General features: G+C 70.4%; 26 protein-coding genes, 1 tRNA gene and 1 pseudogene. 9 read left to right on the forward strand and 19 right to left on the reverse strand.

Translation table 11 applies throughout. From position 1 onward, the window contains the following. Positions 1-2: 2 nt before the first annotated feature. Positions 3-1,556 carry a carboxyl transferase domain-containing protein gene (locus ACIQID_RS02945; protein WP_312672567.1) on the reverse strand — a complete coding sequence of 518 codons (1,554 nt, stop codon included), beginning with the start codon at positions 1,554-1,556 and terminating at the stop codon, positions 3-5. Positions 1,557-1,667: 111 nt separating this feature from the next. On the opposite strand from ACIQID_RS02945, the gene ACIQID_RS02950 reads away from it, so the two are divergent. After that, the gene (locus ACIQID_RS02950) at positions 1,668-2,270 is read left to right on the forward strand and encodes a TetR/AcrR family transcriptional regulator (RefSeq protein WP_331202831.1); all 603 of its coding nucleotides are present in this window, start codon (positions 1,668-1,670) and stop codon (positions 2,268-2,270) included. Here the strand turns inward: ACIQID_RS02950 and ACIQID_RS02955 are convergent. The 3 genes from ACIQID_RS02955 to pdhA are packed head-to-tail and all read right to left on the reverse strand — an operon-like array spanning position 2,263 to position 5,770. Next, entirely contained in the window at positions 2,263-3,645 is a 1,383-nt protein-coding gene (locus tag ACIQID_RS02955) for a dihydrolipoamide acetyltransferase family protein (protein ID WP_400281860.1), read from the reverse strand. The genes ACIQID_RS02950 and ACIQID_RS02955 overlap by 8 nt on opposite strands. Next, positions 3,642-4,652, reverse strand: coding sequence for an alpha-ketoacid dehydrogenase subunit beta (locus ACIQID_RS02960; RefSeq protein ID WP_312672570.1), 1,011 nt, complete (start codon positions 4,650-4,652; stop codon positions 3,642-3,644). The genes ACIQID_RS02955 and ACIQID_RS02960 overlap by 4 nt, the downstream gene beginning before the upstream one ends. Before the next feature lie 2 nt (positions 4,653-4,654). After that, on the reverse strand, positions 4,655-5,770 hold the full coding sequence (pdhA, locus tag ACIQID_RS02965) for a pyruvate dehydrogenase (acetyl-transferring) E1 component subunit alpha (RefSeq protein WP_400285634.1): 1,116 nt from the start codon (positions 5,768-5,770) through the stop codon (positions 4,655-4,657). 171 nt (positions 5,771-5,941) lie between these two features. Here pdhA and ACIQID_RS02970 point away from each other — a divergent pair, with 171 nt between their 5' ends. After that, positions 5,942-6,415: an Lrp/AsnC family transcriptional regulator gene (locus ACIQID_RS02970; protein ID WP_025103414.1), complete on the forward strand. Its 474-nt coding sequence runs from the start codon at positions 5,942-5,944 to the stop codon at positions 6,413-6,415. Here ACIQID_RS02970 and ACIQID_RS02975 read toward each other — a convergent pair. Continuing rightward, the gene (locus ACIQID_RS02975) at positions 6,387-7,286 is read right to left on the reverse strand and encodes an alpha/beta fold hydrolase (RefSeq protein ID WP_400281864.1); all 900 of its coding nucleotides are present in this window, start codon (positions 7,284-7,286) and stop codon (positions 6,387-6,389) included. The genes ACIQID_RS02970 and ACIQID_RS02975 overlap by 29 nt on opposite strands. Positions 7,287-7,422: 136 nt before the next feature. On the opposite strand from ACIQID_RS02975, the gene ACIQID_RS02980 reads away from it, so the two are divergent. Together ACIQID_RS02980 and ACIQID_RS02985 are read left to right on the forward strand one after the other, a co-directional pair. Beyond that, positions 7,423-8,337: an AraC family transcriptional regulator gene (locus tag ACIQID_RS02980; protein ID WP_400281867.1), complete on the forward strand. Its 915-nt coding sequence runs from the start codon at positions 7,423-7,425 to the stop codon at positions 8,335-8,337. A gap of 187 nt (positions 8,338-8,524) precedes the next feature. Then, the gene (locus ACIQID_RS02985) at positions 8,525-8,842 is read left to right on the forward strand and encodes a hypothetical protein (protein ID WP_331202826.1); all 318 of its coding nucleotides are present in this window, start codon (positions 8,525-8,527) and stop codon (positions 8,840-8,842) included. 53 nt (positions 8,843-8,895) lie between these two features. On the opposite strand, the gene ACIQID_RS02990 is transcribed toward ACIQID_RS02985, so the two are convergent. The 8 genes and pseudogenes from ACIQID_RS02990 to ACIQID_RS03025 all read right to left on the reverse strand — a co-directional run bounded on the left by ACIQID_RS02990 (position 8,896) and on the right by ACIQID_RS03025 (position 14,551). Beyond that, the gene (locus ACIQID_RS02990) at positions 8,896-9,156 is read right to left on the reverse strand and encodes a DUF6458 family protein (RefSeq protein WP_071328575.1); all 261 of its coding nucleotides are present in this window, start codon (positions 9,154-9,156) and stop codon (positions 8,896-8,898) included. A 108-nt stretch (positions 9,157-9,264) separates the two neighbouring features. Continuing rightward, a complete protein-coding gene (locus tag ACIQID_RS02995) occupies positions 9,265-10,116 on the reverse strand; it encodes an FAD-binding oxidoreductase (RefSeq protein WP_400285637.1) in 852 nt (283 codons plus the stop codon). Next, positions 10,102-10,479 (reverse strand): annotated as a pseudogene (locus ACIQID_RS03000) (globin domain-containing protein); the annotation flags it as partial. The pseudogene ACIQID_RS03000 and the gene ACIQID_RS02995, both read right to left, overlap by 15 nt. A gap of 96 nt (positions 10,480-10,575) precedes the next feature. Beyond that, complete coding sequence (locus tag ACIQID_RS03005; RefSeq protein ID WP_400281871.1) at positions 10,576-11,082, reverse strand: hypothetical protein; 507 nt, start codon at positions 11,080-11,082, stop codon at positions 10,576-10,578. 148 nt (positions 11,083-11,230) lie between these two features. Continuing rightward, on the reverse strand, positions 11,231-12,997 hold the full coding sequence (locus ACIQID_RS03010; protein ID WP_400281874.1) for a DUF5979 domain-containing protein: 1,767 nt from the start codon (positions 12,995-12,997) through the stop codon (positions 11,231-11,233). 306 nt (positions 12,998-13,303) lie between these two features. Next, positions 13,304-13,816 carry a hypothetical protein gene (locus ACIQID_RS03015; protein WP_400281877.1) on the reverse strand — a complete coding sequence of 171 codons (513 nt, stop codon included), beginning with the start codon at positions 13,814-13,816 and terminating at the stop codon, positions 13,304-13,306. Between the two features lie 95 nt (positions 13,817-13,911). Then, positions 13,912-13,985: transfer RNA gene (locus ACIQID_RS03020), tRNA-Ile, on the reverse strand. A gap of 29 nt (positions 13,986-14,014) precedes the next feature. After that, on the reverse strand, positions 14,015-14,551 hold the full coding sequence (locus ACIQID_RS03025; RefSeq protein ID WP_312672577.1) for a gamma carbonic anhydrase family protein: 537 nt from the start codon (positions 14,549-14,551) through the stop codon (positions 14,015-14,017). Between the two features lie 130 nt (positions 14,552-14,681). Here ACIQID_RS03025 and ACIQID_RS03030 point away from each other — a divergent pair, with 130 nt between their 5' ends. Next, positions 14,682-15,167 carry a Dps family protein gene (locus ACIQID_RS03030; protein WP_400281880.1) on the forward strand — a complete coding sequence of 162 codons (486 nt, stop codon included), beginning with the start codon at positions 14,682-14,684 and terminating at the stop codon, positions 15,165-15,167. Positions 15,168-15,230: 63 nt separating this feature from the next. Here ACIQID_RS03030 and ACIQID_RS03035 read toward each other — a convergent pair whose 3' ends face one another. From ACIQID_RS03035 to ACIQID_RS03055, 5 genes are read right to left on the reverse strand one after another with little or no spacing between them, the layout of a single operon-like run. Next, positions 15,231-16,727 (reverse strand): amidohydrolase, encoded by a 1,497-nt coding sequence (locus ACIQID_RS03035; protein WP_400281883.1) that lies wholly within the window; start codon positions 16,725-16,727, stop codon positions 15,231-15,233. After that, on the reverse strand, positions 16,724-17,365 hold the full coding sequence (locus ACIQID_RS03040) for an FMN-binding negative transcriptional regulator (RefSeq protein ID WP_400281886.1): 642 nt from the start codon (positions 17,363-17,365) through the stop codon (positions 16,724-16,726). The genes ACIQID_RS03035 and ACIQID_RS03040 overlap by 4 nt, the downstream gene beginning before the upstream one ends. A 42-nt stretch (positions 17,366-17,407) precedes the next feature. Next, positions 17,408-18,406, reverse strand: coding sequence for an Fpg/Nei family DNA glycosylase (locus ACIQID_RS03045; RefSeq protein WP_136052821.1), 999 nt, complete (start codon positions 18,404-18,406; stop codon positions 17,408-17,410). A gap of 1 nt (position 18,407) precedes the next feature. Further along, a complete protein-coding gene (locus ACIQID_RS03050) occupies positions 18,408-18,893 on the reverse strand; it encodes a ribose-5-phosphate isomerase (protein WP_136052822.1) in 486 nt (161 codons plus the stop codon). Positions 18,894-18,924: 31 nt separating this feature from the next. Further along, positions 18,925-20,109 (reverse strand): ferrochelatase, encoded by a 1,185-nt coding sequence (locus ACIQID_RS03055; RefSeq protein ID WP_312672579.1) that lies wholly within the window; start codon positions 20,107-20,109, stop codon positions 18,925-18,927. 170 nt (positions 20,110-20,279) lie between these two features. On the opposite strand from ACIQID_RS03055, the gene pepN reads away from it, so the two are divergent. The 4 genes from pepN to ACIQID_RS03075 all read left to right on the forward strand — a co-directional run bounded on the left by pepN (position 20,280) and on the right by ACIQID_RS03075 (position 26,103). Further along, entirely contained in the window at positions 20,280-22,832 is a 2,553-nt protein-coding gene (gene pepN, locus ACIQID_RS03060) for an aminopeptidase N (RefSeq protein WP_312672581.1), read from the forward strand. 87 nt (positions 22,833-22,919) lie between these two features. Then, positions 22,920-23,996 (forward strand): mechanosensitive ion channel family protein, encoded by a 1,077-nt coding sequence (locus ACIQID_RS03065; RefSeq protein WP_400281892.1) that lies wholly within the window; start codon positions 22,920-22,922, stop codon positions 23,994-23,996. Further along, positions 23,993-24,442 (forward strand): globin, encoded by a 450-nt coding sequence (locus ACIQID_RS03070; protein ID WP_025103396.1) that lies wholly within the window; start codon positions 23,993-23,995, stop codon positions 24,440-24,442. Before ACIQID_RS03065 ends, ACIQID_RS03070 begins: the two co-directional genes overlap by 4 nt. After that, a complete protein-coding gene (locus ACIQID_RS03075) occupies positions 24,439-26,103 on the forward strand; it encodes an FAD-binding dehydrogenase (protein ID WP_400281896.1) in 1,665 nt (554 codons plus the stop codon). The genes ACIQID_RS03070 and ACIQID_RS03075 overlap by 4 nt, the downstream gene beginning before the upstream one ends. A 36-nt stretch (positions 26,104-26,139) precedes the next feature. Here the strand turns inward: ACIQID_RS03075 and ACIQID_RS03080 are convergent, their stop codons facing one another. Then, complete coding sequence (locus ACIQID_RS03080) at positions 26,140-26,805, reverse strand: hypothetical protein (RefSeq protein WP_312672587.1); 666 nt, start codon at positions 26,803-26,805, stop codon at positions 26,140-26,142. Positions 26,806-26,850 lie beyond the last annotated feature (45 nt).

Consider the following 26,850-nt stretch of genomic DNA (forward strand, 5'->3'; position numbering starts at 1 on the left):
GCTCACATCCGGAAGACGCCGAAGCGCGGCTCGGGCAGGGGGCTGCGGGCGACGACGTCGAGAGCGAGGCCCAGGAGGTCGCGGGTCTGCTCCGGGTCGACGATGCCGTCGTCCCACAGCCGCGCGGTCGCGTAGTACGGCTCCCCCTGCTCCTCGTACTGCGCTCGGATCGGCTCCTCGAACGCCGCCCGCTCCTCCGCGGTCCAGGACTCGCCGCGCGCGGAGAGCTGGTCGTCCTTCACGGTGGCGAGCACGGAGGCGGCCTGTGCTCCGCCCATGACCGAGATCCGACTCGCGGGCCAGGTCCAGAGGAACCGCGGAGAGTAGGCACGTCCGCACATCGAGTAGTTGCCCGCTCCGAAGGAGCCGCCGATGATGACCGTCAGCTTCGGGACGCGGGTGGTCGCGACGGCCGTGACCATCTTCGCCCCGTCCTTCGCGATGCCACCGGCTTCCGCGTCGGACCCGACCATGAAGCCGGTGATGTTCTGCAGGAAGAGCAGCGGGATGCCGCGCTGATCGCAGAGTTCGATGAAATGCGCACCCTTGAGCGCCGACTCGCTGAACAGCACGCCGTTGTTCGCGACGATGCCGACGGGGTGGCCGTGCAGCCGCGCGAAACCCGTCACCAGTGTGGTGCCGTACTCGGCCTTGAACTCATGGAACGTGTCGCCGTCGACGAGGCGTGCGATCACCTCACGCACGTCGTACGCGGCGTTGACGTCCACGGGGACCACGTCGTACAGGGAGCCGATGTCCGCCGGGGCGCGGCTCTCCCCGACGTCCCAGGCCGGGGCGAGCGGCGGCGGCAGCGTCGCGACGATGTCGCGGAGGATCTCCAGGGCGTGCTCGTCGTCGTCGGCCAGGTGATCCACGACCCCGCTGCGACGGGCGTGCAGCTCCCCGCCACCGAGCTCCTCCGCCGTGACCACCTCGCCGATCGCCGCCTTCACCAGCGGCGGCCCGCCCAAGAAGATCGTGCCCTGTCCACGGACGATGACGGTCTCGTCGCTCATCGCCGGCACGTAGGCTCCCCCGGCCGTGCATGAGCCGAGGACCGCCGCGAGCTGCGGGATGCCCTGCGCGGACAGGCGGGCCTGGTTGAAGAAGATCCGTCCGAAGTGCTCCCGATCCGGGAACACCTCATCCTGGCGAGGAAGGAAGGCGCCACCCGAGTCGACGAGGTAGAGGCAGGGCAGGCGGTTCTCGAGGGCGATCTCCTGCGCCCGCAGATGCTTCTTCACGGTGAGCGGGTAGTAGGTCCCGCCCTTCACGGTGGCGTCGTTGCAGACCACCATCACGTGCCGGCCGTGGACCAGGCCGATGCCGGCGATGACACCGGCCCCGGGTGCCTCGCCGCCGTACAGGCCGTCGGCCGCGAGCGGCGCGACCTCGAGGAACGGACTGTCCTCGTCGAGGAGGCGCGCCACCCGGTCGCGCGGCAGCAGCTTGCCGCGGGCCACGTGGCGCTCACGGGAGGCGGACGGCCCGCCCTGCGCTGCCGCGGCGAGACGATCGCGGAGTTGCTGGGCGAGCGCTTCCTGGGTTGCCGGCATCGTGACGTCCTCCTCGACCCACGTCGCGCCGGGCGGGAACCTGGCGCGCTGCATGCATTCTCGGTTAGTGTTCACTAACCCGTTGATTCAGGTTAGCGAGGATTAACTGAGATGACAAGCCCCGCCACCGCCCGCGACCGCGCCAAGGCGGAACGCTCCGACGCGCTTCTACACGCCGCGGCACGGCTCTTCGCCGCGCGCGGGTACAGCGGCGTGAGCCTGGAGGACATCGGCGCCGCCGTCGGCGTGTCCGGCCCCGCGGTGTACCGCCACTTCGCCGGGAAGCAGGCCCTTCTCGGCGCGGTCCTGGTCAAGGTCAGTCAGGATCTCGTCGCGGGCGGACGACGCGTGTCCGAGGAGACGACGGCAGCCGACGAGCGGATGCGCGGACTCATCCGCTTCCATGTCGAGTTCGCGCTGGGCAACGCCGAGGTGATCCAGGTGCAGGACCGCGACCTCGCCTTCCTCGACGACGACGACCGCGCCGAGGTCCGCCGGCTGCAGCGCGCCTACATCGAGCTCTGGATGGATGCGCTCGCCGCCCTCGATCGTCCGGAGCCCCTCGACCGCGACGAGCTGCGGCTGCGCGTGCAGGCGTGCTTCGGTCTCATCAACTCGACCCCGCACAGCACCCGCGCCGCGACGAGACGGCACACGGCCACCGCGACCGTGCTGGTCGCGATGGCCGAGGCCGCGCTGCGCGCCGCTAGCTGAGCAGCATCGCCCGCCCCGGATCCTCGAGGATGTCCGCCACGTCCTTGAGGAACGTCGCGCCCTCAGCCCCGTCCACGAGGCGGTGGTCGAAGGACAGGCTCAGCGTCATGAGCTGACGCAGCGCGATCTCCCCGCGGTACTCCCACGGCTGCCGACGCACGGCACCGACCGCGAGGATGCCGGACTGCCCCGGCGGGAGGATCGGTGTGCCGGCGTCCACCCCGAACACCCCGATGTTCGACAGTGAGAACGTACCTCCGGCGAGTTCGGCCGGCGAGGTCTTCCCCGCACGCGCGGTCTCCGCGAGCGCACGGATCGCTGCGGACAGCTCCACCAGATTCATCCGCTCCGCATCCCGGATCATCGGCACGATGAGACCACGGTCGGTCGCGGCGGCGATGCCCAGGTCGACGAAGCCGTACTCGACGATCTCTCCGGACTCCTCATCCCACCGCGCGTTCAGGCCCGGAGCACGGCGCATGGCGAGGCAGACCGCCTTCGCGACGACGGCGAGCGGACCGATCCGGTGCTCCGCGAGCACTCGGTCCTCGCGGAGGCGTGCCAGCATCTCCATGGTCGCGGTCACATCGACCGTGTGGAACACCGTGACGTGCGGGGCGGTGAAGGCGCTCTGCACCATCGCCGCCGCCGTGTGCTTGCGGACCCCGCGGATCGGGATGCGCGTCTCCCGCGGCCTCCCCTCCGCGCGCGGAAGGGTTCCGGATGCCGCGGTGGTCTCGCGCTCAGGCGTGCCCGCGGGCCGTGATGGCTTCGCTCCGACGCGCTCGGCGTAGGCGTCCACATCCGCTCTCGTGATCACACGGTCTCCGACGGCGGCGGCGACGAGGACGAGGTCGACGCCCCGTCGTTTGGCGTAGGCGCGCACCGGAGGGGTGGACCGTGGTCGCTCCAGAACGGGCTCGACCGCGACCGATGGCGTCGCATCGTGCGGCGCCGCCTCGAGAACGGCCGTGTCGGCCACCGAAGCCCCGTCGGAAGCAGCGCCTCGGCGTCGCGCCCGACGCGCGGGGCGCCCGCTCGAGGTCGGGGCGGCGCCGTAGCCCACGAGATTGGGCTGCGCCTTCTCCGCGGGGGCCTCTTGCCCGCCACCGGACGGCGGCAGGGGCGGATCCTCCCCCTCGATGTCGAAGGCGATCAGCGGAGCTCCCACGGCGACGGTCTGCCCGGCGTCCGCGTGCAGGGTCGTGACCGTGCCTTCATAGGGCGACGGCAGCTCGACGACCGCCTTGGCGGTCTCGACCTCCGCGAGGGTCTGGTTCAGCGCGACGCTGTCGCCGGGCGCGACGAGCCAGTGCACGACCTCGGCCTCGGTGAGACCTTCGCCGAGGTCCGGAAGGCGGAATTCGGCGATCATGCGTCTGCTCCCGTCAGGCTGTGCGGGCGATCCATCACGCGGTCGACCGCATCGAGGATCCGGTCGAGGTCGGGCAGATGGTACTTCTCGAGCTTGGCCGGCGGGTACGGCACGTCGTGGCCGGTGACCCGTAGCGGGGCGGACTCCAGGTACTCGAAGCAGCGTTCGGTCACGCTCGCGATGACCTCCGCGGCGAGCCCGGCTTCCCGGGAGGCCTCATGCGCCACGACCACACGCCCGGTCTTCCGCACCGAGGCGGCGACGGAGTCGTAGTCCACCGGCGAGAGGGAACGCAGGTCGATGACCTCCAGGGCGACGCCCTCGTCTTCAGCGGCCTCCGCCGCCTGCAGGGCGGTGCTCACCATGGCCCCGTAGGTGAGGATCGTGACGTCCGTCCCGGAGCGCACGACCCGCGCGAGTCCCATCGGCGGCGCGTCCGCGAGCGGGGCTTCGAGGTCGACCTCGCCCTTGTGGTGATAGAGCCGCTTGGGCTCGAAGAACACGACAGGGTCGTCCGACGCGATCGCCTGCCGGAGGCTCCGATAGGCGTCCTCCGGGTTCGAGACGGCGACGACCCGCAGGCCGGCGGTGTGCGCGAAGTACGCCTCCGGAGACTCGGAGTGATGCTCCGCGGCACCGATGCCACCGGCCCAGGGGATCCGGATGGTGATCGGCATCTTCACGCGCCCCTGGGTGCGGTAGTGGAGCTTCGCGACCTGGGAGACGATCTGGTCGAAGGCCGGGTAGACGAAGCCGTCGAACTGGATCTCGACGACCGGGCGGTAGCCGCGGAAGGCGAGGCCGACGGCCGTGCCGACGATCCCCGACTCCGCGAGGGGCGTGTCGATGACTCTGGCCGCCCCGAACTCGTCGAGGAGGCCGTCCGTGATCCGGAAGACGCCGCCGAGCTTCCCGATGTCCTCCCCCAGGAGCACGACCTTCTCGTCTTCGCGCATCGCCTGGCGGAGACCGGCGCCGAGCGCCTTGCCGAGAGTGAGTTCCGTCATGGTCACGCCTCGCCCTCGAACGACGCGAGATAGGCGGCGTACTCGTCGCGCTGCCGCTCCAGCCCCGTGTGCGGCTCGGCGTAGACGCCGTCGAAGACCGCCAGGGGCGGACGGGTGACCATGCCCAGGCAGGTCGCCCGCATCTCCTTGGCGACGGCGTCCGCAGCCGCCTGCGTCTCGGCGACGTGCTCCGCGGTGAGGTCACCGGTGGCGCGGAGGTACGCCTCGAGGCGCGCGATGGGGTCGCGACGCCGCCACGACTCCAACTCGGCCTCGTCCCGGTACCGGGTGGGGTCGTCCGCGGTGGTGTGCGGACCCATCCGGTACGTCACCGCCTCGATGTACGCCGGACCCTTTCCGGAACGCGCGTGCTCCAGCGCCCAGCGCATCGCAGCCAGGCAGGCGAGGACGTCGTTCCCGTCCACGCGCAGGCTCGGGATCCCGAATCCGGGGGCACGCCCCGCGATCGGATACTGCGACTGCACCGTGACCGGCTCGGAGATGGCCCAGTGGTTGTTCTGACAGACGAACACGACCGGCGCCTGGTAGGACGCGGCGAAGATCATGGCCTCGTTGACGTCGCCCTGACTGGTCGCCCCGTCCCCGAAGTAGGTCACGGCGACCTCCGGCGCGTTCTCGTGCCGGATGCCGAGGGCGTAGCCGACCGCGTGCAGGGTCTGGGCGCCGATGATGATCTGCAGCGGAGCGACCCGCAGGGCTGCGGGATCGTAGGCTGCCCCCTCCTCGCCGCGCCACATGCGCACATAGTCGCCGGGCTCGGCGCCCCGGGCGTAGATCACGCCGGTCTCGCGGTAGCTCGGGAAGACGTAGTCCTGCGGGTCGAGGGCCCGGGCGGTGCCGATCTGCGTGGCCTCCTGGCCCTGGCAGGGCGCCCAGAGCCCGAGCTGGCCCTGGCGCTGCAGCGCGACGCCCTCGGCGTCGATGCGGCGGAGGATGACCATGTCGCGATGGAGGGCGCGCAGCTGCGCGGCGTCGACACCGGCGACGAACGGGTCGAGGCGGCCGTTCGAGACACGCGTCCCGTCCGGGGTGAGGATCCGCTCCGAGAGCTCCAGATCCTGGGCGGTGTCCGCGATGGGGGTGGTCTGCGGCGACATCATCGTCCTCCTCGTCCCTGGCGGCCCTCGTGGGGCGACGCGCAATGGAGCCGGCGTCATCACCGGCATGGTCTGAGGGTACGTCTGGTCAACACCTCGCTCAAGCAACTCCATACCGATTGAGCATGTTGCTCATTTTTCTCGGGTGCCGTGCTGCTAGGGTTTGGCACTATGCCTGGACTGGACCGGATCGACCTGGAGCTTCTCGCCGCCCTCGCCGACGACCCGCGCGTGACGATCGTCGCTCTCGCCGAGCGCATGAGCCTGTCGCGCAACACCATCCAGGCGCGGATGGCCCGGCTGGAGCAGAGCGGCGTCTTCCTCTCCTACGAGCGCGCCTTCTCCCCCGATGTCCTGGGGTTCCCGCTGCAGGCGTTCGTCAGCATCGGCGTCCGCCAGACCGAGCTCCCCCGCATCATCAACGAGCTGGCGCGCATCCCGGAGGTCGTCCAGGCGCACGGCCTGAGCGGATCCATCGACCTGCTGGCGCGCGTGGCGTGCCGCGACGCCCGTCATCTGTTCGACACGGACGCCCGGATCCTCTCCATCGAGGGTGTGGAGCGGACCGAGACCTCGCTCGCCATGGGTGAGGTGATCCCGTTCCGGGTGGCCGGGCTCATCGGCCTCGCGCGACGGGAATCCTGAGGAACCGACGGATCGCCCCGGCCGCTTCCGCCGGGGTCTCGTAGTGGATCAGGTGGCCCACCTGGGCGATCTCGACGAGAGACGCGTCAGGGAAGAGCGTCACCAGCTTCCGCTCCGCCTCGATCGGGGTGATGTCGTCCCGCTGGGCGGCGATGAGGAGTGTGGGCACGTCGATCGCGGAGGCGAACTCCCTGACGTCGTGCGAGACGCTCGCGACGAAGGCGTCGTGCAGCACGTCACGATCGGAGAATCGCGAGAAGTAGGTGTCGTGCTGGTCGTGGATGAAGCGGCGCAGCTCCGGATCCCGCGTCTTCGCCATGGTCATGCTCATCACGCGGACGATCACCCGGTTCCGCAGCAGCGCGGTCCCGATCCGCGGCGGAAGCTGGGCGCCGAGCGCGTAGTAGAGCACCGCCAGCCGGGTCATGATGCCCTTCGGCCCCTCGAGCGCCGGTGCGCCGATGGGGTTCACGAGGATCAGCCGCGGCGTCTCCAGTCCTCCGGCGACGGCGGCCGCGCTCACGATGGAGCCGAAGGAATGGCCGAGGATGACGGCACCCGGCGCGGTGGCCGCGGCGAAGTCGGTCAACCACCCCGCGTACTCCTGCAGGTCGTGGCGCCGACCGGGCAGCGGCGCGGACTCCCCGAATCCGGGCAGATCGGGCGCGAGCACGCGGAGCTCCGGAAGGAAGGCGAGGACCGACTCGAGTCCGTGATGCTCACCCCGGAAGCCGTGAACCGCGATGACGGTCGTCTCGGCGTCGTCCGGACCGTAGACCCAGTACGCCGTCGTTCCGCCGCGCACCTCCACCTCCTGGCGCTGCACCGGAATCCGGCTCAATCGCTCCGCATAGGGGGAAGGCACGCTCATGGTCCGAGTCTACGAGGCCTCGGCGCTCCCGCTTGCTCGGCGGATACCCCCGGGGCGTCCCCACCGTCTTGTCAGCGGCGTGGGTTACTGTCCAAGAAGCCCCGGCCGCCCGGACGAGGCGCAGCAAGGAGTGTCGGTGCAGTTCACATCCACGGACATCGAGCAGGTGGAGTCCACCTGGCAGCAGTTCGTGCCCTCGGCGACCCTCCAGGATGTGGACCCCCGCCGGTTCCGCTTCGACTGGCGTTCGGTGGAGGCGGCGTCCATGTCGCTCGTCCGCTATCAGCTCGCGGCCCAGGTGCACTCCCGCGCCGAGCCGGAGGATCAGTTGCTGGTGTGTCGCGTCGATGCCGCCGATGCCCGGATCTGGTCGGGCCGGCAAGGACTCGACGCCGGTCAGCCGTGGCTCACGGACGGCGTCCGGGTCGAGGCGAAGTGGAACCAGGTCGCCCGCGTCCGTGCTCTCGTGTTCGATCGCGCGGCGGCGCGCGACTCGGTCAGGCAGATCACCGGTGACGACCGCCTCGAGCTCCGCGCCACCGGGCTCGCTCCGCACACTCGCGAGGACGGGGCGCGGTGGGAGCGGATGTTCTCCTACATCGACGGCTCGTTCGGAGCGGACGGGACCGATCCGCTCATCGCCGCCGAGCTCGAACGCCATGCGCTCCTGCTGACGATGTCGGCGTTCCCCACCACCTTCAGCGAGTCGCTGCACCGTCCGGCTCAACGCTCCGCGGCGCCGGCCTCGGTGCGCCGCGCCCTCGCGTTCATCGAGGACAACGCACACCTGCCCATCACGGTGGACGACGTCGCGGCGGCGGCCTACATGTCCACCCGCGGCCTGCAGTATGCCTTCCGCCGCGCGCTCGACATGACCCCGAACGAGGCTCTGCGGCGCGCCCGGCTCGACGGCGCGCATCGGGATCTGCGACACGGCAAGGGCACCTCGGTGTCCGCGATCGCGCGCCGGTGGGGGTTCAGCAACGTCTCCCGCTTCGCCGTGGCCTATCGCGAGGCGTACGGGAATCCGCCCGTCCTGACCGCTCGATGACGGCCGACTGACACCGCGCGCATACTCTGTTCGCAGCAGACGGCGCGTCGCCCTGATGCGCACGATGTCGTGCGCAAATTGGCTAGAGTCCAAGTATCCCCGGGAGCGGTCTGCCGTCTTCCCCCCCAACGTTCCCAAGGAGCGCCATGAACATTCCCGCCGCCCCCGCCGCGAAGGTCGGCTGACGATGGGCAGCCTGTACTACGGCGACACCCAGACGCCGATCCAGATCGAAGACCGTGCGCTCGCGCACCTCAAGGTCGTCATCGCCACGAAGCTGCGGCGGAACGAGAGCTTCACGCTCTCCTGGCGTCACCCGGAGGGCGATGCTCCCGGCCGGTCCACGCTGTGGCTGCACCCGTCGATCCCGCTCCGGTTCGTCTTCGAGGAGACCGAGCCGCCCGAGCTGAGCCGACGCTGGATCGAGGAGCTCGCGCACTCCGCGAACTCGAGCGGGGGCATCACCCTCGTCGAGGAACATCTCGAAGGCGCGGACGTCGTCTGACGAGAAGGGCCGCGGGTTCTCCCGCGGCCCTTCTCCTTTCCGTCTGCGTCCGTTCAGAGCCCTTCGTCGGAACTCGAGCTGACGGACCGCCGCGTCGTGGGCTCCCCGGTCGCCGGGTCGACGTACGTCCGCGACACCGTCTCCGTGCGGCGCCGGCGGGCGAGCAGCACGATGCCGATGAGGAAGATGATCACGCCGGCACCCATGAGGATGTAGCCGACCATGTCCAGGTCGACCCACGGCACGTCGACGTTGATCGCGAACACGAGGATCGCTCCGATGACGAAGAGCGCGATTCCGCTGCCGATGCTCATAGTCTCTCCCGTTCCCGCGGCGCGGTGCCGCTCTCGGGGAGCATGCCAGTTCGCCGCAGCCTCGAGGAGGGGCTTGACACGGCCGCGCTCAGGCCTTTCGGCGCACGCTCACGCCGCGCCGGACTTCGGCTGACGAGCCCAGAGATCCGGACCGAAGACCTCGTACTCGATGCGCTCCGGCGCGATGCCGCGTGCCGTCAGAGCGCTTCGGATCGCCTGCATGAACGGCAGCGGCCCGCACAGGAACACGCGGGGCGCCTGCGGGAGGTCGATGTCGGCGAGATCCATCCGGCCGGAGCGCACCGCCGGTCCCTCCGTCCCGCCCGCGGTGTACCAGGTCAGGCTGCGGAGGTCGCTCATCCGCTGCGCACGGTCGCGAACGTCCGAGACGAGGGCGTGGGTGTCGGGCTCCCGGTCCACGTGGAACAGCCGCACCGGCCGGTCGGGACGCCGTCGCGCGAGGTCGTCCACCATCGCCGCGACGGGAGTGATGCCGATTCCCGCCGAGATCAGCACCAGCGCGTCGTCGGAGTCGTCGAGGAGCAGGTCACCGGCAGGCTGGGAGACGTCGAGCACCGTTCCGACGTGGGCGTTCTCGTGCAGCCAGGTCGACACCTGTCCGTCCGGGGCGCCATCCGCGCCGCGCACCCGCTTCACGGTGACGCGCAGTGCCGCCTCGGGCGTCGACGAGGAGATCGTGTACTGGCGGGGCTGGCGCGTGCCGTCAGGCAGGTCGACGGCGACGGCCACGTATTGCCCGGTGCGATGGGGTGCTCGGCGCCCGTCCGCCGGCTCCAGGATGAGGGAGATGACGTCGCGGGCTTCCTCCACGCGCTCGACGACCCGGTGCGGTCGCCACGGGTGGTCCGGGTCGGTGCCGGCGTCCGCGTAGAGCCGCGCCTCCTCGGCGATGAGGGAGCAGCCGAAGAGCCAGTACACCTCGTCCCATGCCGCATGCACTGCCGGAGTGACCGCGTCGCCGAGCACGTCATCGACCGCGGCCAGGAGATAGCGGCCGACGATCGTGTACTGGCGCGCCGAGATACCGAGGGAGACGTGACGGTGGGCGATGCGCCGCATCACCGGGGAGAAGTCCGGCGCGTCCGGATCGATGAGGTGCACCGCGAACGCCACGACGGACGCCGCCAGCGCCTTGGGCTGATCCCCCTGGACCTGATGCGCGCGGTTGAAGACGTTCAACAACTCGGGATGCGCCTCGAACATGCGCCGGTAGAACAGGGTGGTGATCTCGTCGGCGTGTGCGGCGACGACGCAGGCGGTGGCGCGGACGATGGCTTCGGAGTCCGTGGAGAGCTGCATGGCTGCCTTTCGGTCGGTGTCCGTTCAGCCTCTCGACGACGAGCGCGCCACGTCGCCGCGGATACCGTGGAAAACGGGGCCGCGGCACGCGACCGCACCTCACCTCACGTAGCCGTACGACTCGACCCGCGGGAACGCGAGCCCATCGCCGTCGCCGGTCCACACGCCGGTGAAGCGCAGCACGACATCCTCTCCGGCACCGAGAGGGCCGTTCCATGTGACGGCGTTCCCCGCCGCCGAGGGGCGGCCGGAGGTCGCTTCCAGGGTCGACGCCGCCCATGTCGAGTCGTCGAGGAGGCCGTCCAGGCGGAAAGTGAGCGCGCTCTTCGTGGAGTCGACCTCGCCGTTGTTGAGGAACTGCATGGTGTACGTCACGGTGTCCCCCACCTGGGGATCGGTCGGACTCATGTTGAACGTGTACTGGAAGAAGAGACAGGCGGCCCCGACGCGCTGCGCGAGAACCCCCGTGCTCTGCGTGCTCGACGCGGTCGGATCCACGGGCGTCGCCTCGGCGTGGGCGGCGGGAGCGAGCACCGCGCCGCCGAGCGAGAGAGCGGCGGCCACGGCGACGGCGGCCGAGGTACGGGCGAGGAGCGTCTTGTTCATGAGAAGTGCCTTTCTCCGACGCGCTGCAGCGTCGACGTCGTCGTCGAGGGAGAGCCCCTCGACGACGACAGGACGCCGAACGGCGCGATCGATCACGCGACGACGGTGAAGTCGTCGCGTGATCGATCTGCGTGGCCTCTCCCCGCCCTCAGTCGCCGGTGCGCGAACCCGCGACCCGCTGGCGGATGCCGAGTGCCGCCACTCCGGCGAGCAGCAGCAGCGCTCCCAGGAGGATCGGGCCGGTGGGCCCCTCGGATCCGGTCAGGGCGAGCTCACCGCCCGGAGGGGGCGGAGGAGTGACGCCGGTCCCGTTGGTGAGCGCCACCCCGACCGTCGCGTCTTCGGAGATCGTGAGCGTCGCGCCGCCGTCGCCGACGTCGACTCCTGCGCCGGTGAAGCGCGGGCTCTTCCATGTGACGCCCTCCACGGCCCTCGGCGCCTTCTCGCGGAGCGTGACGACAGTACCCACCGGCAGATCCGCGAGCCCCTCGCTCTCCCCGGCGCGGAGCGTGAGTTCACCGCGGACGGGCTGCCCCGCGAGCTCGTACGAGTACGCCACGGTGAAGGTCTGCTGCGCGGGGACGAGGGAGGCCCCCGCCCCCGTGACCTTCTTGGTCACCGTGAAGCCCCCGACCGGCGGCGGCGTGACCGTCGTCGGGTTGGTGAGCGTCACCGCGACCGTCGCGCCCCGCGCGATGGTGAGGGTGGCGCCGCCATCGGTGATCGCGACACCGGTGCCGGAGAAGACCGGCGCCTGCCAGGTCACGCCGTCGACGTCCGCCGGCGTGATCTCAGACAGGGTGACGACCGTGCCCGCCGGCAGATCCTTCAGGCCATCGGTCTGTCCGGACCGCAGGGCGAGCTCGCCCTCCACCGTCTGTCCTGCGCGCTGATACGTGTAGGCCACCCGGAACTCGCGGTCGTCGGGCACCAGAGCGGCGCCGGAACCGCTGACCTCCTTGGTCACGGTGAACCCGCCGACCGGGAGCACCCCTTCACCGTCTCCCCCGCCCTGGGAGTAGATGACCGGTGTGCTCTCGGTGACCCACCGGGAGCCGGTCACGGTGTTGTGGAACGCATCACCGGGACGGACGTCGGCGGGCAGAGCCGTCTTGTAGCGGAGCACGTAGATCGCGTCGGCGACGATCGGCGCGTCCACCGTCACCGTGAACGACTCGGAGTTGACCTCCGTGACGGTGAAGTCGCTGCCCGACTGCAGCGCCGTCGACACGGTGTACTTGCCTCCCGCCCAGTCCTTCGCGAGCACGTACGCCACGGTGACGGACGCGGGATCGAGCACGAGGCCGGCCGTGAACGTGTCGGTGAGCGTCGGAGCCTCCCCGGCCAGGGCGGAGGACGGGATGTTCACGCCCCACGCGATGTTCCGACCGTCGAGAGTCACGTCGCCCCACTTGGTCGGGGTCGTCGGCGCCGGGAACTCGGGGACCGGTCCGATCCCGCCCGGGACGTCGACAGGGACGACGGTTCCGCCGCCCGTGGTGAACGGGATCTCCGTCAGTGTGGTCTCCTCGTCGGCCCTGGCACGGAAGTGCAGTGTGCCGCTGACGTCGGTGTGGCTGTCGACATAGTCCGTGAGCGTGCACACGAGCTCACCGGTCGACACCTCGCACGTTCCGACGGTCTGGCCATCCGGCGCCGTCAGGGCGAAGGAATCCCGCACCCCGGTCAGGCTCGGGCTCGTCGGGAAGGCGAGGCGGAACGTGTCCCCCGCGGTCGCCGTGTCCGGCACTGCCCAGGTCGCTTCGAACGCGATCCGGTCCCAGACCTTGATCTGGTCGGTGGGTTCGGTGATGGTCAACGAGGTGATCCCCGCCACCTCCGCAGCGCGGGCCGTGGCCGGCGTCGCGATGACGGCCGCAAGGGCCGCCAGACAGATCGCGAGCAGAGCACCCACGAACGTCGTCAGGCGCGTTCCCCGCGCGCCCGATCTGATTGCATGCTGAATGACTGGCACTTTCGACTCCCCAGATGATCGATGAACTCGCGCATGTGGCTTCTTCCGCGCGAGTGATGTCCCCAGGAAGGGATGCAGAACGGCACGTTCTGTTACGCGGTTCGGCCGAACGGGTTTCTCGCGGCACACGCAATATGCCGTGATCCTGCGGAAAGCGGCGTCATGAAACGGTCCCCTCGTCATCTCTCCTGTGACGGATCGCTTCCCCTTCCGACGCGTCCGTCCGTCTGTAGAGGCATTCGCCGTCTACCTGGTGCCGGGGGCATCGTTGTCTCTCCCCGCTCCCGGCACCTCCTTTCGCAGCGCATCGATGCTCCACCGGTAGCGCTTCAGCCCCGCGAGCAGGATCGCGGCGGCCGTGAAGACGAAGACCGGGTACCGGAACGGCGCAAGCGGTCCGAGGAAGACGAGCATCGTCACACCGAACGTCGCCGTGAGCAGGGCAGCGACTCCCGCCGCGATCCGGGTCCACAGCCCGACGGCCAGCAGCAGGGCGAGGACGGTCTCCAGAGTCGTCGCCAGCACCGCCGCCGTGTCCACCACCGCGTCGACGGGGACAGGGACGAGCTGCGCGGTGTACGCACGGAAGATCGTCCACGAGCCCCACGACACACCATCTGCCCCCGGGCCGCCGAGGACGCCGAAACGGTCGGCGACGGCGAGGGCGAAACTCGCCGCGATCGCGAGACGCAACGCGAACTGCCCCACATCCTCGATCCGACGACGCGTCTCCGCGTTCGGCGCACTCGTGGTCGTCATGGCTCCTGCTCCGATCCGGAGGCTGACGGGCGTCGAGACCTCCAGAGGAGAGACACGAGAGCGCGTCGACGATTACGACAGACGAGGCCAGGGAGTAGGGCGGGTCGGACTTGAACCGACGATCGTTGGGTTATGAGCCCACTGCCTTAACCAGCTTGGCCACCGCCCCGTACCGCCCCAGCCTAGCGGGGCGTGGTCTCACGCCTCGCTCGCCTGCGTGTGCGTGGCCACGTGCTCCCGGTAGATCGCGGCATTCGCCAGCAGCGCGGCGCGTTCGTCGTCGGAGAGCGCCCTGCGCACCTTCGCCGGCACCCCTGCCACCAGGGAACCCGGCGGCACCTCGGTCCCCCCGAGCACGACGGCACCGCCGGCGATCAGGCAGCCCTCTCCGATCACGGCGCCGCTGAGGACGACGGCGCCCATCCCGATGAGAGAGCCGTCACCGATCGTGCAGCCGTGCACGACAGCGTTGTGCCCGATCGACACCCGTGACCCGACGAGGACGGGATGCCCGGCGTCGACGTGGATCGACACGTTGTCCTGCACGTTGCTGCCCGGTCCGATGACGATCGGCGAGGAGTCACCGCGGAGCACCGCGTTGTACCAGACGCTGGCACCGGCTCCGAGAGACACCGCACCGACGATGCGGGCGCCGTCCGCGACGAAGGCGGTGTCGTCGAGCTCGGGGGTGCGATCCGGGAGGGCGAGGACGGAGGCTCCGGCAGCGATGCTCATGAGGCGAGACTACCCTCACTCCCCCGGAATCACGCGGAAGTGAGTGGAGCCTCAGCTTCCTTGCGGAATGCCTGAGCCTGAGTAACGTTGTACTCGTCAGACAGAGAACTTCATTCGGAGGAGCAAGAAGATGAGCAAGGCCCAGACCGTTTCCACCACCGCCATCGACCCGACTGTGGCCGCCGGTGCGGCGCAGTTCCTCTCCCCCGTCGTCCTCGGCCTCCAGGCGCTGACCGTCAACGGCAAGCAGGCGCACTGGCACGTCCGCGGCGCCAACTTCGTCGGCGTGCACGAGCTGCTCGACACGATCGTCGCCCACGCCGGTGACTTCGCCGACACCGCCGCCGAGCGCATCGTCGCTCTGGGCCTTCCGATCGACGCGCGCGTGAACGCGGTCGCCGAGAAGGCCGGCGCCACCGGCATTCCGGCCGGCTTCGCGCAGTCCGACGAGCTGATCCGCGCCGTGATCGCCGACATCGACGCGATCCTCGTCGATGTGAAGGCGGCCGTGGAAGGCCTCGACGAGGTCGACCTCACGAGCCAGGACGTGGCGATCGAGATCCAGCGCGGGCTGGAGAAGGACCGCTGGTTCCTCGTGTCGCACATCGCGGCCTGACACCACGCTCACGAAGAAGGGCGGCTCCGATCCGGGGCCGCCCTTCGTCGTCTGCGCGCCGCCTCAGACGACGTGCGTGAGGCGGCCTCCGAGCAGCGTCGTGGCGACCGGCATCGTCCGGAGCCCCGCGGCGTCAGCGGTGCGAGGATCACTCCCGAGGATCACGATGTCCGCGCTCTGACCGGGACGGAGCGACGTGCGGACACTCGCTTCGAGGGCCTGATCCAGCGTCAGCCGCTCCTCCGGATGCCAGGCGGCCCGGTCGTCGTCGGTGCGCCAGACCGCCGCGGAGATCGCGTGCCAGGGGTCGAGCGGCGCGACCGGCGCATCGGAGCCGAAGCGCACCTCCGCGCCCGCCGACAGCAGCGAGGCGAGGGGGTAGCCGATCGCGGTCTGCTCCGCCCAGTGGTGCTCGACGAGGTCGCGGTCGTCCACCGCATGCTGGGGCTGGACGCTCGCGCGCACCCCGAGCCGGGCGAATCGGGCGAGGTCGGCGTGCCGCACCAGCTGCGCGTGCTCCATCGACCCCGTGGCACCGGAAGCGCCGAACGCGTCGAGGGCCGCCGTCACGGCGCGATCGCCGATCGCGTGCACGGCGACCTCGATCCCCGCTCCCGCCGCCGTGGTCAGCAGCGCCGTGAGCTCCTCCGGAGGCACCGTCAGCACGCCGTAGTTCGCGGGGTCGCCGGGGTAGGAGTGTGAGCACGCCGCGGTACGGGTGCCGAGCGAGCCGTCGCTGATGACCTTCAACGACCCGACCCGCACGAGGGATCCGACCAGCCCGGTCGGATCCGAAACCGCAAGGCGCTCCCCCGTGCGGAGGCCCGCGGTGATCGCCCGATCGAGATCCACCGGATAGAACGCGAACTCGACACGGTGCGCGGCGAAGCCCGCGAGGATCCGTCGCGGCCAGGCATCGGCGTTCCACGCCATGTCGAAGTCGACCAGACCGGTCACGCCCCGTGCCGCGGCCGCCGCCCCCGCACGGATAACCGCCTCATCGCTGTGGGCAGGGTCGACGGCATTGAGCCGGCGGGAGATCTCGAACGCGTCCTCCTCGCGGAGCAGACCGTCGTCCCCGCGGAAGCCCTCGCGCGCCAGGGCCGCCGAGTTCAGCCAGACGCTGTGCACGTCCGCATTGATCAGGTAGGTGGGTACGACGCCGGTCTCGGCATCGAGCGCGCCCACGGATGGCCGATCCGGCCACAGCGCGTCCCGGAACCCCGTGCCGATCCGCCGTCCGTCCGGCAGCACGGGCGCGTCGCGCATCAGCCTCGCGGCCCCGGCGGCCGAGTCCGCGGCCCCGAGCGGCACGCGCTCCACGGCGAGGGCCCACTGCACGGTGTGCACATGGTTGTCCCAGAGCCCGGGCACCGCCCAGGCACCGTCGGCCTCGATGACCTCGCCGCGCGCCGGCAGGGCCCCGGTCGGCGCGATGTCGACGATGCGTCCGTCGGCGAGATGGAGATCGACCGGCTCATCGTCCAGCAGGAACTCCCGCCCCGGACCCACGGGGCGGACGGCGCGGACCGTTCCGACCTCGACGCCGAGGGCGCTCACGCCCCACCACCCGTCCGAGCGTCCTGCGCACGACGCATCTCCGCGGCGAGGGCGGCGTTCTCGTAGGGCCCCTCGACGTGCAGCGCCGCGATCACCACTTCGATGGTCTCCGCCGGCTTGTTCTGGCTCAGCTTCCGCGTGGCGACGACCTTCGTCGGGGTGAGGCGGAAGCCGACCGTTCCGGATTCGAGTCTCTCGATGAAGCCCGCGTCGTTCGGACGCTCCCACATCAGGCGCGGGTCGGGCAGGCGCGACTCGAACCGCGCGACCAGCGCATCGAGCACACGGAGGTTCTCCGCGGTGCTGAGGATCTCGGGAACACCAGACAGGTGCACCGCGGTGTAGTTCCAGGTCGGCACCGCGGGGACGTCGCCGTACCAGCCCGGGGAGACATACCCGTGCGGACCCTGGAACGCGAGAAGGATCTCCCGCTGCCCGAGACCGTGGATGGCGTCGTCCGGGCGACCCACGTGCCCCACGACGGTCAGATCATCGCGGTCGTCGTCGAGGAGCACGGCATAGTGCGAGGCGACCAGACCGTCCTCGGGCGCACTCACCACCGTCGCCCACGGGTTGGCGTCGATGACGCGGCGGATCTCGGCCACATCGGCGAGCGTGAAGCGCGGATTCTGTCGCATGGATCCCAGCCTAGAGCGGCGGGAGCCCCGGTGATCCCGCCCTCACGCCTGACAGCGCGGGCACCAGTACAGCTTGCGGGCGCCGATCTCCTCCAGCGCGATCTCGGTCCCGCACACCCGACACGGCAGGCCGGCACGGTGGTAGACCCAGTGCCGGTCGTCGCGGCTCGCCATCGCGGCGCGGTACTGCTCGGGAGACAGCCCGTCCATGGTCATCATCTGACCGGTCTCCACGCCGATGGCCAGCAGTCGCACCCAGTCATGCCAGAGCGCCCTGACGACATCCTCCGGGACGTCGCGGCCCGGCGTGTGCGGGTTCAGCCGCTGCCGGTAGAGCATCTCAGCGCGGTACACGTTGCCGATGCCGCTGACGACCGCCTGGTCCATCAGCAGCAGCGCGATCGGGGTCGGCTTCTTGCGCACGGCGCGGACGAACCGCTCCTCGTTCTCCGCCGGATCGCCGACGAGCGGATCGGGGCCGAGCTTGGCCACCGTCGCCAGCATCTCCTCGGGCGTCTGCAGGACGCACGCGGTGGGACCGCGCAGGTCGGCCACCGTGATGTCGGTCATGAGGCGCAGCCGCACCTGACCCACCACGGGCGGCGGCCATTCGTCGATCTCGTCGGTCAGGCCCTTGGTCTGCTCGGACATCCGCACGTGGACCCTGGCGCGCCGCGGGGCCCCGATCGAGGCGAGCGAGTTCTCCCCCGCGTCGTCGAGGATCGCCTCGTCGAGAGTGGTGCCGCGCTGATTGGTCTGGCCCATCCGGCCGTTGGCCGACGCGATGGTGGGGTCGACGAGGATCTCCCCCGCGAAGTCCCAGGCACCGTAGAGACCGAGGTGCACGCGCAGCCAGAGGTCGCCCTCCGCTTCGAGGAACATCTGCTTGCCCACGGCCTGCACGCTCACGGCCTGGCGTCCGTCGAGCACGGCGGCGCCCTCGGCGAATCGTCCCTGCGGGCTGGAGGCGCTCATCGTCTTGCCGACGAAGTTGCGATCGAACTGCCGCGCGATGCGGTGGACGGAATGTCCCTCGGGCATGTCAGGCCCGGGGGTCCGGGAGGAGCGAGCCGTCGCGCTCGAAGTCGGCGATCTGTCCGATGCGCCGGACGTGCCGCTCGTCGCCGGAGAACGGCGTGGCGATGAACCGGTCGATGAACGCCGTGACCTCGTCGTAGGTGTGCTGACGCGCGCCGATGGAGATGACGTTCGCGTCGTTGTGCTCCCGCGCGAGCTCGGCCGTGGACAGGTTCCAGACGAGCGCCGCCCGGACCCCGGCGACCTTGTTCGCGGCGATCTGCTCGCCGTTGCCCGAGCCACCGAAGACGATACCGAGCGCCGGCACCCCGGTCGCCTGATCGACGACGACGGCCTGCGCCGCCCGGATGCAGAAGGCCGGGTAGTCGTCGAGCGCGTCGTACTCCACCGGGCCGTGGTCGATCACCTCGTGCCCCGCGGCGCGGAGATGCTCCTGCAGCCGGGTCGAGAACTCGAGTCCGGCGTGATCGGTGGCGATGTGGATGCGCATGGTCTCCATCCTAGGATCCGGTGTCCGCGACTCAGGGGGCGATGCCGGCAGCCGCGGGCTTGAACCCCGCGCGCACGTTCTCGCAGCACCCGGGACGGCAGACGTCGAACGCACCGGGCAGATCGGTGACGTGCGGACGCTCCGCGTTCGGGCGACCCTGCAGGCGCTCCTCGATGAGGTCGACGATGCCCTCCACGAACGCCTCGCGGACGCCGGGCGTCGGCGTGCGGACGAAGGCGAGGCCCGCCTCCTCCGCGGCCTCGGCGGCCTCGGTGTCGAGATCCCAGAGGACCTCCATGTGATCGCTCATGAAGCCGACGGGGACGACGATGACCGCCTTGCGACCGCGCGCCGGGAGCTCGGCGATGACGTCGCAGACGTCGGGCTCCAGCCAGGGCTGCGACGCGGGGCCGGAACGCGACTGGTAGACGAGCTCCCAGGGCACGTCGGCGGCTCCCGGGACGGCGGCCCGCACCTGCTCCATCGTCCACTCCGACACGGCGAGGTGCTGCGCGGCGTAGGCCCCGCCCTCCCCCCAGTCGATGTCGCGGGCGCCGGAGCGTTCGGCGTCGGCGGTCGGGATGCTGTGCGTGGAGAAGAGGACCTGGATCTCGGTCGGCGCGAAGCCCTGGTCGAGGTAGCCCTGCACCGACTCCCGCACGCCCGCCTCGAAGGCCTCGACGAAGCCGGGGTGGTCGTAGAAGGGACGGATCTTGTCGATGGTGACCGACTCGCCGAGGCCGGTGTCGGTCAGCACGCGGGCGAAGTCCTCGCGGTACTGGCGGCAGCTCGAGAACGAGCTGTACGCGCTCGTGGCGAAGGCGAGGAGGGTGGTGTGGCCGTTGGCGGACGCCTCGGGCAGCACGTCCTCGAGGTACGGACCCCAGTTGCGGTTGCCCCAGTACACGGGGAGGTCGATCCCCCGGGCCACGAGCGCCTTCTCCAGCGCCTCCTTGAGCACGCGGTTCTGGCCGTTGATCGGGCTCACGCCGCCGAAGTGACGGTAGTGGTGCGCGACCTCCTCCAGCCGCTCGTCCGGGATGCCCCGACCACGCGTCACGTTCCGGAGGAAGGGGATCACGTCCTCCTGGCCCTCCGGGCCGCCGAAGCTCGCCAAGAGGATGGCGTCGTAGGCGACGGGCGTGGTCACATAGGGGTCGCCGCCGGCAGCGGCGGGCGAGGCAAAGGGAACGACATTCGGCTCGATCGCGGTCACCCCTCCATCTTCCCACCTCCGCGGGCGACGAGCGTCCGCACGACCGTGACTATCCCCGGTCCGCGAGGATCGACGGCGCGCGCGTCGCTCTGGCGTAGGCTGTCATGGTTGCCGTCGGCGCCAACTGCGCCGACCCCCGGTTACATCCCCTCACCCCTGGGAGTACAGCTTTGCCTGGAGAGAACCTCACCCGAATCGAAGCGCAGGAGCGCCGCGACGTCGTCGACACGCACTCCTATGAGGTCGCCCTCGATCTGACCAAGGGCGCCGAGGTCTTCGGCTCCCGGAGCGTCGTGCGCTTCTCCGCGTCCCCCGACAGCTTCACCTTCATCGACCTCATCGCCCGCGACGTGCGCGAGATCTCGCTCAACGGAGAGCAGCTCGACCCGCGCGAGGTCTTCGCCGACTCCCGGATCGCGCTCGCCGGACTGCAGGAGGAGAACGTCCTCGTCGTCGACGCCGACTGCCTCTACACCAACACCGGCGAGGGCCTGCACCGCTTCGTCGACCCGGTGGACGGCGAGGTGTACCTCTACTCGCAGTTCGAGGTGCCCGACTCCCGTCGCGTGTTCGCCGTCTTCGAGCAGCCCGACCTCAAGGCCACCTTCCAGTTCACGGTGACCGCCCCCGCGGAGTGGAAGGTCGTCTCCAACTCCCCCACCCCCGAGCCCATCGTCCACGACGACGGCGTCTCGGCCACCTGGGGCTTCGAGCCCACGCCCCGGATCTCCTCCTACATCACGGCTCTCGTCGCCGGACCGTACGAGGCGACCTTCTCGGAGCTCACCAGCGCCTCGGGACGGGTGATCCCGCTCGGGGTCTACGGACGCAAGAGCCTCTGGCAGCACCTGGACGCCGACTACATCTTCGACAAGACCCGTGAGGGCTTCGCCTACTTCGAGTCCAAGTTCGGCGTGCCGTACCCGTTCGCCAAGTACGACCAGCTCTTCGTCCCCGAGTTCAACGCCGGCGCGATGGAGAACGCGGGAGCGGTGACGTTCACCGAGACCTACGTCTTCCGCAGCAAGGTCACCGACGCCGTCAAGGAGCGTCGCGTCGTGACGATCCTCCACGAGCTCGCCCACATGTGGTTCGGCGACCTCGTCACCATGAAGTGGTGGAACGACCTCTGGCTCAACGAGTCGTTCGCGGAGTGGGCATCCACCATCGCGACGGCCGAGGCGACCGAGTGGACCGAAGCCTGGACGACCTTCAACGCGATGGAGAAGACCTGGGCCTACCGCCAGGACCAGCTCCCGTCGACCCACCCGATCGTCGCCGAGATCAACGACCTCGAAGACGTGCAGGTCAACTTCGACGGCATCACCTACGCCAAGGGCGGCTCGGTCCTCAAGCAGCTCGCCGCGTGGGTCGGCATCGAGGCGTTCTTCGCCGGTGTCTCGCAGTACTTCCAGAAGCACTCCTGGGGCAACACCGAGCTCAGCGACCTGCTGACGGAGCTGGAGGCCACGAGCGGCCGCGATCTCGGAACGTGGTCGAAGAAGTGGCTGGAGACGGCCGGTGTGAACACCCTCGAGCCCGTCGTGGCCGAGGACGACAACGGCAAGATCTCGCGCTTCGCCATCACCCAGACGGCTCCGGCCGACTACCCGACCATCCGTCCGCACCGTCTCGGCATCGGCTTCTACTCGCTGCAGGACGGCGCGCTCACGCGCATCCACCACATCGAGGTCGACGTGGACGGCGACCGCACCGAGGTCCCCGAGCTCCAGGGCCTGGACCGCCCCGACCTCATCCTCCTCAACGACGACGACCTCGCCTATGCGAAGATCCGGCTCGACGAGAAGTCGCTCGCGACGGCGATCGCCCACCTCGCCGACATCCACGACCCCCTCGCGCGCTCGCTCGTCTGGGGAGCCGCCTGGGACCAGACCCGCGACGCGGAGACGGCGGCGTCGGACTACATCGACCTCGTTCTCGGCAACATCGGCCGGGAGACCGAGTCCACCACGGTCCGGACCACGCTCGCGCAGCTGCGCACGGCCGCGACGCTCTACGTCGCTCCGGCGGACCGCGAAGCCGCACGGCTGAAGGTGGCCGACGGTCTCTGGGCGCTCGCCGAGTCGGCGGAGGCCGGCAGCGACAGCCAGCTCCAGTTCGTCACCGCCTTCGCGAACAACCTGGTGACGCCGGAGCACGCCGGCATCGTCGGGCGTCTGCGCTCGGGCGAGGAGACGCTCCCCGGACTCGACGTGGACGCCGACCTCAGCTGGCAGCTCCTCGTCGGCCTCGCGACCATCGGTGCGACCGACGCCGGTGCCATCGACGCCGCGCTCGCCGCCGACAACACCGCCAAGGGCGCGGAGTTCGCCGCGCAGGCGCGCGCCGCTCTTCCGGACGCCGCCGCGAAGCAGGAGGCCTGGGACGCGCTGATCGCGCGCGACGACGCCCCGAACACGATCGTCCGCTCGGCGGCCCTCGGCTTCGTCCACCCGGCGGGTGTGGAGGTGCTGGGCGCCTTCGTGCCGCAGTACTTCGACATGCTCCTGCCGGTATGGGAGTCGCGGACCTACCAGATCGCGCAGTACCTGATCGTCGGGCTCTTCCCCACCGCTCTCGCCGACGTCGCGCTGCGCGATGCGACGCGGGGCTGGCTCTCCGAGCACCAGGACGCGCCGCCCGCCCTGCGCCGGCTCGTGCTGGAGAACCTTGCGGACGTGGAGCGCGCCCTCGCCGCGCAGTCCCGCGACGCCGAGGACTGACCCTCCGCCGCCGACGCCGACACCGACACGGGCCTCTGCCGCCGCTCTTCCAGCCGGCGCAGAGGCCCTCTCGGTACCATCGACACGATGCTGATTTCCGCTGAGACGACCCCCGCGCCGACGCCCGCCGAGCTCCCCCCGTGGGTGGAGGACATGCTCGGTGTGCTCACCACGGTCGGCGGCAAGCTCCTTCAGATCGCCCTGATCATCGGTGCCTGCGTCCTCATCGCGCTCGTGCTGCGCCGGGTGATCAGGCGTGTCGTGCACCGCATCGTCGACACCGCCAAGAACAAGGCCGCCGTCGACGACACGCAGGCACTCGAACGCTCCCCGCTGGCCGATATGCGACTGGTCCAGCGCACGCGCACGCTCGGCACAATCCTGCAGAACATCGTCAACGTGATGCTCGTGATCATCGCGATCATCCTCATCGTCAATGCGATCGACAACGCTCTCCTCGGGTCGCTCACCCTCCTCACGGCGGCGGTCGGTGCCGGCCTCGGTTTCGGTGCGCAGAACATCGTCAAGGACGTGCTGAACGGCATCTTCCTCGTCGCCGAAGACCAGATCGGCATCGGCGACGTGGTCGACCTCGGACTGGCGAGCGGCGTCGTCGAGTACGTCAGTGTGCGCGTGACCCAGGTGCGGGACGTGAACGGGACCCTCTGGTACGTGCGCAACGGCGAGGTGACCCGGATCGGGAACATGTCGCAGGGCTGGGCGCGTGCCATCGTCGACATCGGTGTGGCGCCGGACTCCGACCTCGAACAGGTCGAGCACATCCTGCTGGAGACGGCGCAGGGCCTGGCGAAGGACCCGAAGTGGCGCACCCGCATCGTGGAGAAGCCGGAGCTGTGGGGCCTGGAGTCGGTGGACGGCGACGCCCTCGTGGTGCGAGCCGTCATCAAGACCAGGGCGAACGCGCGCGACGACGTCGCACAGGAGCTCCGACGCCGCCTCCGGGCCGCTCTGCTGGAGAAGGAGATCGACGTGCCGCGTCTCGCGGACGTCGTGCCCACCGGATTGGAGGGGGCGCGCCGTGTCCGGGGCGCCAACCCGCCGAAGACGCGCCCGAATGCGGTCACCGGGGTGCCGGTGATCCCGGATCGCGGCATCTGGCGGCGCAAGAAGAACACCGGCGGCGACGGGAGTGCAGACAAGTGACGTTCTACGACGAGGTCGGCGGGCGCGAGACGTTCGCGAAGATCGTCTCGGTGTTCTATCGCGAGGTGGCCCTCGACCCCGTGCTCAAGCCGATGTATCCGGAGGAGGACCTCGGTCCGGCCGAAGAGCGCCTCCTGCTGTTCCTCGAGCAGTACTGGGGCGGTCCGAGCACCTACGGCGAGACCCGCGGCCATCCCCGCCTGCGGATGCGTCACATGCCCTTCCGGGTCGACCCCGACGCCCGCGATCGTTGGCTTCGTCATATGCGCACGGCCGTGGATGAGGCGCAGTTGTCCCCGTTGCACGAAACCACCCTCTGGGACTACCTGGAGCGCGCCGCCTATGCCATGGTGAACACATTCGAGCCGTCCGGCATCGGCACGGCACCCCAGGGCCGCACGACCCTGGAGACCCGCTCCCGTCAGGAATCAACGGAGACCCCATGACGACCACACCCCCGACCGCAGACGTCCTGGTGATCGGTTGGGGGTTGGCAGGTCTCGTCGCCGCCGCGGAAGCCCTCGAGGCCGGACGACGGGTCGTCCTCGTGGACCAGGAACCCCGGACGAACCTGGGTGGGCAGGCGTGGTGGTCCTTCGGCGGGCTGTTCCTCGTGGACTCCCCGGAACAGCGCCGCCTCGGCATCACCGACTCGCTCGAGCTCGCGACCCAGGACTGGTTCGGCACCGCCGGATTCGACCGACCCGAGGACGAGTGGCCCCGGCGCTGGGCCGAGGCCTACCTGCAGTTCGCGGCCGGCGAGAAGCGCTCGTGGCTCCGCGCCCGCGGTGTCGGCTTCTTCCCGGTGGTCGGCTGGGCCGAGCGCGGCGGCTATGGTGCCCTCGGTCCGGGGAACTCGGTTCCTCGCTTCCACATCACGTGGGGCACCGGACCGGGGATCGTCGCCCCGTTCGCGGCCGCCGTCGAGCAGGGAGAGCGCGAGGGACGGCTCACCGTTCTCGCCCGACACCGCGTCGAGGAGCTCGTCCTCACCGACGGACGCGTGACGGGTGCGCGCGGGAGCGTGCTGGCGTCGGACGGCGCCGCCCGTGGCGTCCCCTCCTCGCGCGAGGTCATCGGCGGGTTCGAGATCGACGCGACGGCGACGATCGTGGCCTCGGGGGGCATCGGCGGAAACCATGATCTCGTCCGCGCGGCCTGGCCCTCGCGCCTCGGCACGCCCCCGGCGCACATGCTCTCCGGCGTGCCGGCCTATGTCGACGGCTCGATGCAGACCGTGAGCGCCGCCGCCGGGGCCCGCCTCATCAACGGCGACCGGATGTGGCACTACGTGGAGGGCATCACGAACTGGGACCCGGTGTGGCCGCAGCACGGCATCCGCATCCTGCCCGGGCCCTCGTCGCTGTGGCTCGACGCGACCGGACACCGGCTCCCCGTTCCGCTCTTCCCCGGCTTCGACACCCTCGGCACGCTCGAGCACCTGCGGCGGACGGGCCACGACCACTCCTGGTTCGTGACCTCGCGGCAGATCGTGGAGAAGGAGTTCGCGCTGTCCGGCAGCGAGCAGAACCCGGACCTCACGGGCAAGGACGTGGCCCTGCTGCTCAAGTCCCGCCTCGCGAAGGGACCGACCGGACCCGTGCAGTCGTTCCTCGACGAGGGCGAGGACTTCATCGTCGAGAACGACCTCGAGTCGCTGCTGGAGCAGATGGCGGCCCACCCCGGGGGCGAGATCCTGGACATCGACGCCGTACGCCGCGAGGTGGTCGCCCGCGACCGCGAGATGGTCAACGACTTCAGCAAGGACGCGCAGATCGGCATGCTGCGCTCGATGCGGGCCTATCGCGGGGACAAGCTCATCCGCACCGCGGCCCCGCATCGGCTCCAGGGCCCCTCCGCCGGGCCGCTGATCGCGGTCAAGCTGCACGTGCTCACCAGGAAGTCCCTCGGGGGGATCAACACGGATCTCGACGGTCGCGCCCTGGATGGAAGCGGCGCGCCGATTCCGGGTCTCTTCGCCGCGGGCGAGGCCAGCGGCTTCGGCGGCGGAGGCGCGCACGGCTACCGAGCCCTGGAGGGCACGTTCCTCGGCGGGTGCCTGTTCTCCGGCCGTCAGGCCGGACGCGCAGCGGCTGCCCTCGGCTGAGTACGAGCAGTCCTCCGGGCTTGTCCCCTGATCGCGTCAGGCGCGGGTGCCGGTGGCTCGTACGCCGGTCAGTCCGGTGGCCACGGGACCGCGCGCGAGCACATGGCCGCGGCGGAACGCGAGCCGCGTCCAACGACCGGAACGCGTGACGGGCACATCCTCTTCGCCGGAGATGAAGCCGAGCGCGTCTGCGGCGAAGGCGACGCCTCGCGGCAGGCCGCCGAGGTCGTCGTCCGGCTCGCCCCAGATCGCCGCACGGAGCGCGCGCACGGCCTCTTCGCCGGATCCCGGTCCCGCGCCGTGCGCGACCGCGGAGATGCCCCACTGCGCGCGCTGCGCGACGACGGAGGCGGGAAGCGTCGACTCCAGCGCCCATCCCTGTCGTGGCGGCGCGACACCGGCCCACGCGGGCGAGAGAGCGGTCTCCGGCAGTCCGAGGCGCTGCGGGTCGTCCGTCGGGCTCAGGGCGTCGATCACGAGGTCGCACTCGAGCTCCGGATCGGCACGGACGATGCGCATGGCGAGGATCGTCGGCGTCTGGTCGAAGAGCCCCTGGGGTGCGAGGACCGCCGTCGTGAGCGCCAGGACGCCGTGATGGGCCTGCAGACGCACACCCTCGTCGGACACCCGGGCCGCGCGGCCCGTGAACGTGAGGACATCCTTCGCCGTGTCCGGATCGGCGAGCAGGAGCTGAGGGGTCACGCGTTCTAAACTACCAACGAGCGGCGACCCGGGGCCGCGGAGGGG

Source organism: Microbacterium sp. NPDC091676 (genome assembly GCF_044756645.1).
In the GTDB taxonomy this organism is placed as follows: Bacteria; Actinomycetota; Actinomycetes; order Actinomycetales; family Microbacteriaceae; genus Microbacterium; species Microbacterium paraoxydans_D.

What these genes read in the sequence shown, in the direction of transcription:
- ACIQID_RS02945 (WP_312672567.1), bottom strand. Translation starts at nt 1,556, where the DNA reads ATGCCGGCAACCCAGGAAGCGCTCGCCCAGCAACTCCGCGATCGTCTC.
- ACIQID_RS02950 (WP_331202831.1), top strand. Translation starts at nt 1,668, where the DNA reads ATGACAAGCCCCGCCACCGCCCGCGACCGCGCCAAGGCGGAACGCTCC.
- ACIQID_RS02955 (WP_400281860.1), bottom strand. Translation starts at nt 3,645, where the DNA reads ATGATCGCCGAATTCCGCCTTCCGGACCTCGGCGAAGGTCTCACCGAG.
- ACIQID_RS02960 (WP_312672570.1), bottom strand. Translation starts at nt 4,652, where the DNA reads ATGACGGAACTCACTCTCGGCAAGGCGCTCGGCGCCGGTCTCCGCCAG.
- pdhA (WP_400285634.1), bottom strand. Translation starts at nt 5,770, where the DNA reads ATGTCGCCGCAGACCACCCCCATCGCGGACACCGCCCAGGATCTGGAG.
- ACIQID_RS02970 (WP_025103414.1), top strand. Translation starts at nt 5,942, where the DNA reads ATGCCTGGACTGGACCGGATCGACCTGGAGCTTCTCGCCGCCCTCGCC.
- ACIQID_RS02975 (WP_400281864.1), bottom strand. Translation starts at nt 7,286, where the DNA reads ATGAGCGTGCCTTCCCCCTATGCGGAGCGATTGAGCCGGATTCCGGTG.
- ACIQID_RS02985 (WP_331202826.1), top strand. Translation starts at nt 8,525, where the DNA reads ATGGGCAGCCTGTACTACGGCGACACCCAGACGCCGATCCAGATCGAA.
- ACIQID_RS02990 (WP_071328575.1), bottom strand. Translation starts at nt 9,156, where the DNA reads ATGAGCATCGGCAGCGGAATCGCGCTCTTCGTCATCGGAGCGATCCTC.
- ACIQID_RS03005 (WP_400281871.1), bottom strand. Translation starts at nt 11,082, where the DNA reads ATGAACAAGACGCTCCTCGCCCGTACCTCGGCCGCCGTCGCCGTGGCC.
- ACIQID_RS03015 (WP_400281877.1), bottom strand. Translation starts at nt 13,816, where the DNA reads ATGACGACCACGAGTGCGCCGAACGCGGAGACGCGTCGTCGGATCGAG.
- ACIQID_RS03025 (WP_312672577.1), bottom strand. Translation starts at nt 14,551, where the DNA reads ATGAGCATCGCTGCCGGAGCCTCCGTCCTCGCCCTCCCGGATCGCACC.
- ACIQID_RS03030 (WP_400281880.1), top strand. Translation starts at nt 14,682, where the DNA reads ATGAGCAAGGCCCAGACCGTTTCCACCACCGCCATCGACCCGACTGTG.
- ACIQID_RS03040 (WP_400281886.1), bottom strand. Translation starts at nt 17,365, where the DNA reads ATGCGACAGAATCCGCGCTTCACGCTCGCCGATGTGGCCGAGATCCGC.
- ACIQID_RS03045 (WP_136052821.1), bottom strand. Translation starts at nt 18,406, where the DNA reads ATGCCCGAGGGACATTCCGTCCACCGCATCGCGCGGCAGTTCGATCGC.
- ACIQID_RS03050 (WP_136052822.1), bottom strand. Translation starts at nt 18,893, where the DNA reads ATGCGCATCCACATCGCCACCGATCACGCCGGACTCGAGTTCTCGACC.
- ACIQID_RS03065 (WP_400281892.1), top strand. Translation starts at nt 22,920, where the DNA reads ATGCTGATTTCCGCTGAGACGACCCCCGCGCCGACGCCCGCCGAGCTC.
- ACIQID_RS03075 (WP_400281896.1), top strand. Translation starts at nt 24,439, where the DNA reads ATGACGACCACACCCCCGACCGCAGACGTCCTGGTGATCGGTTGGGGG.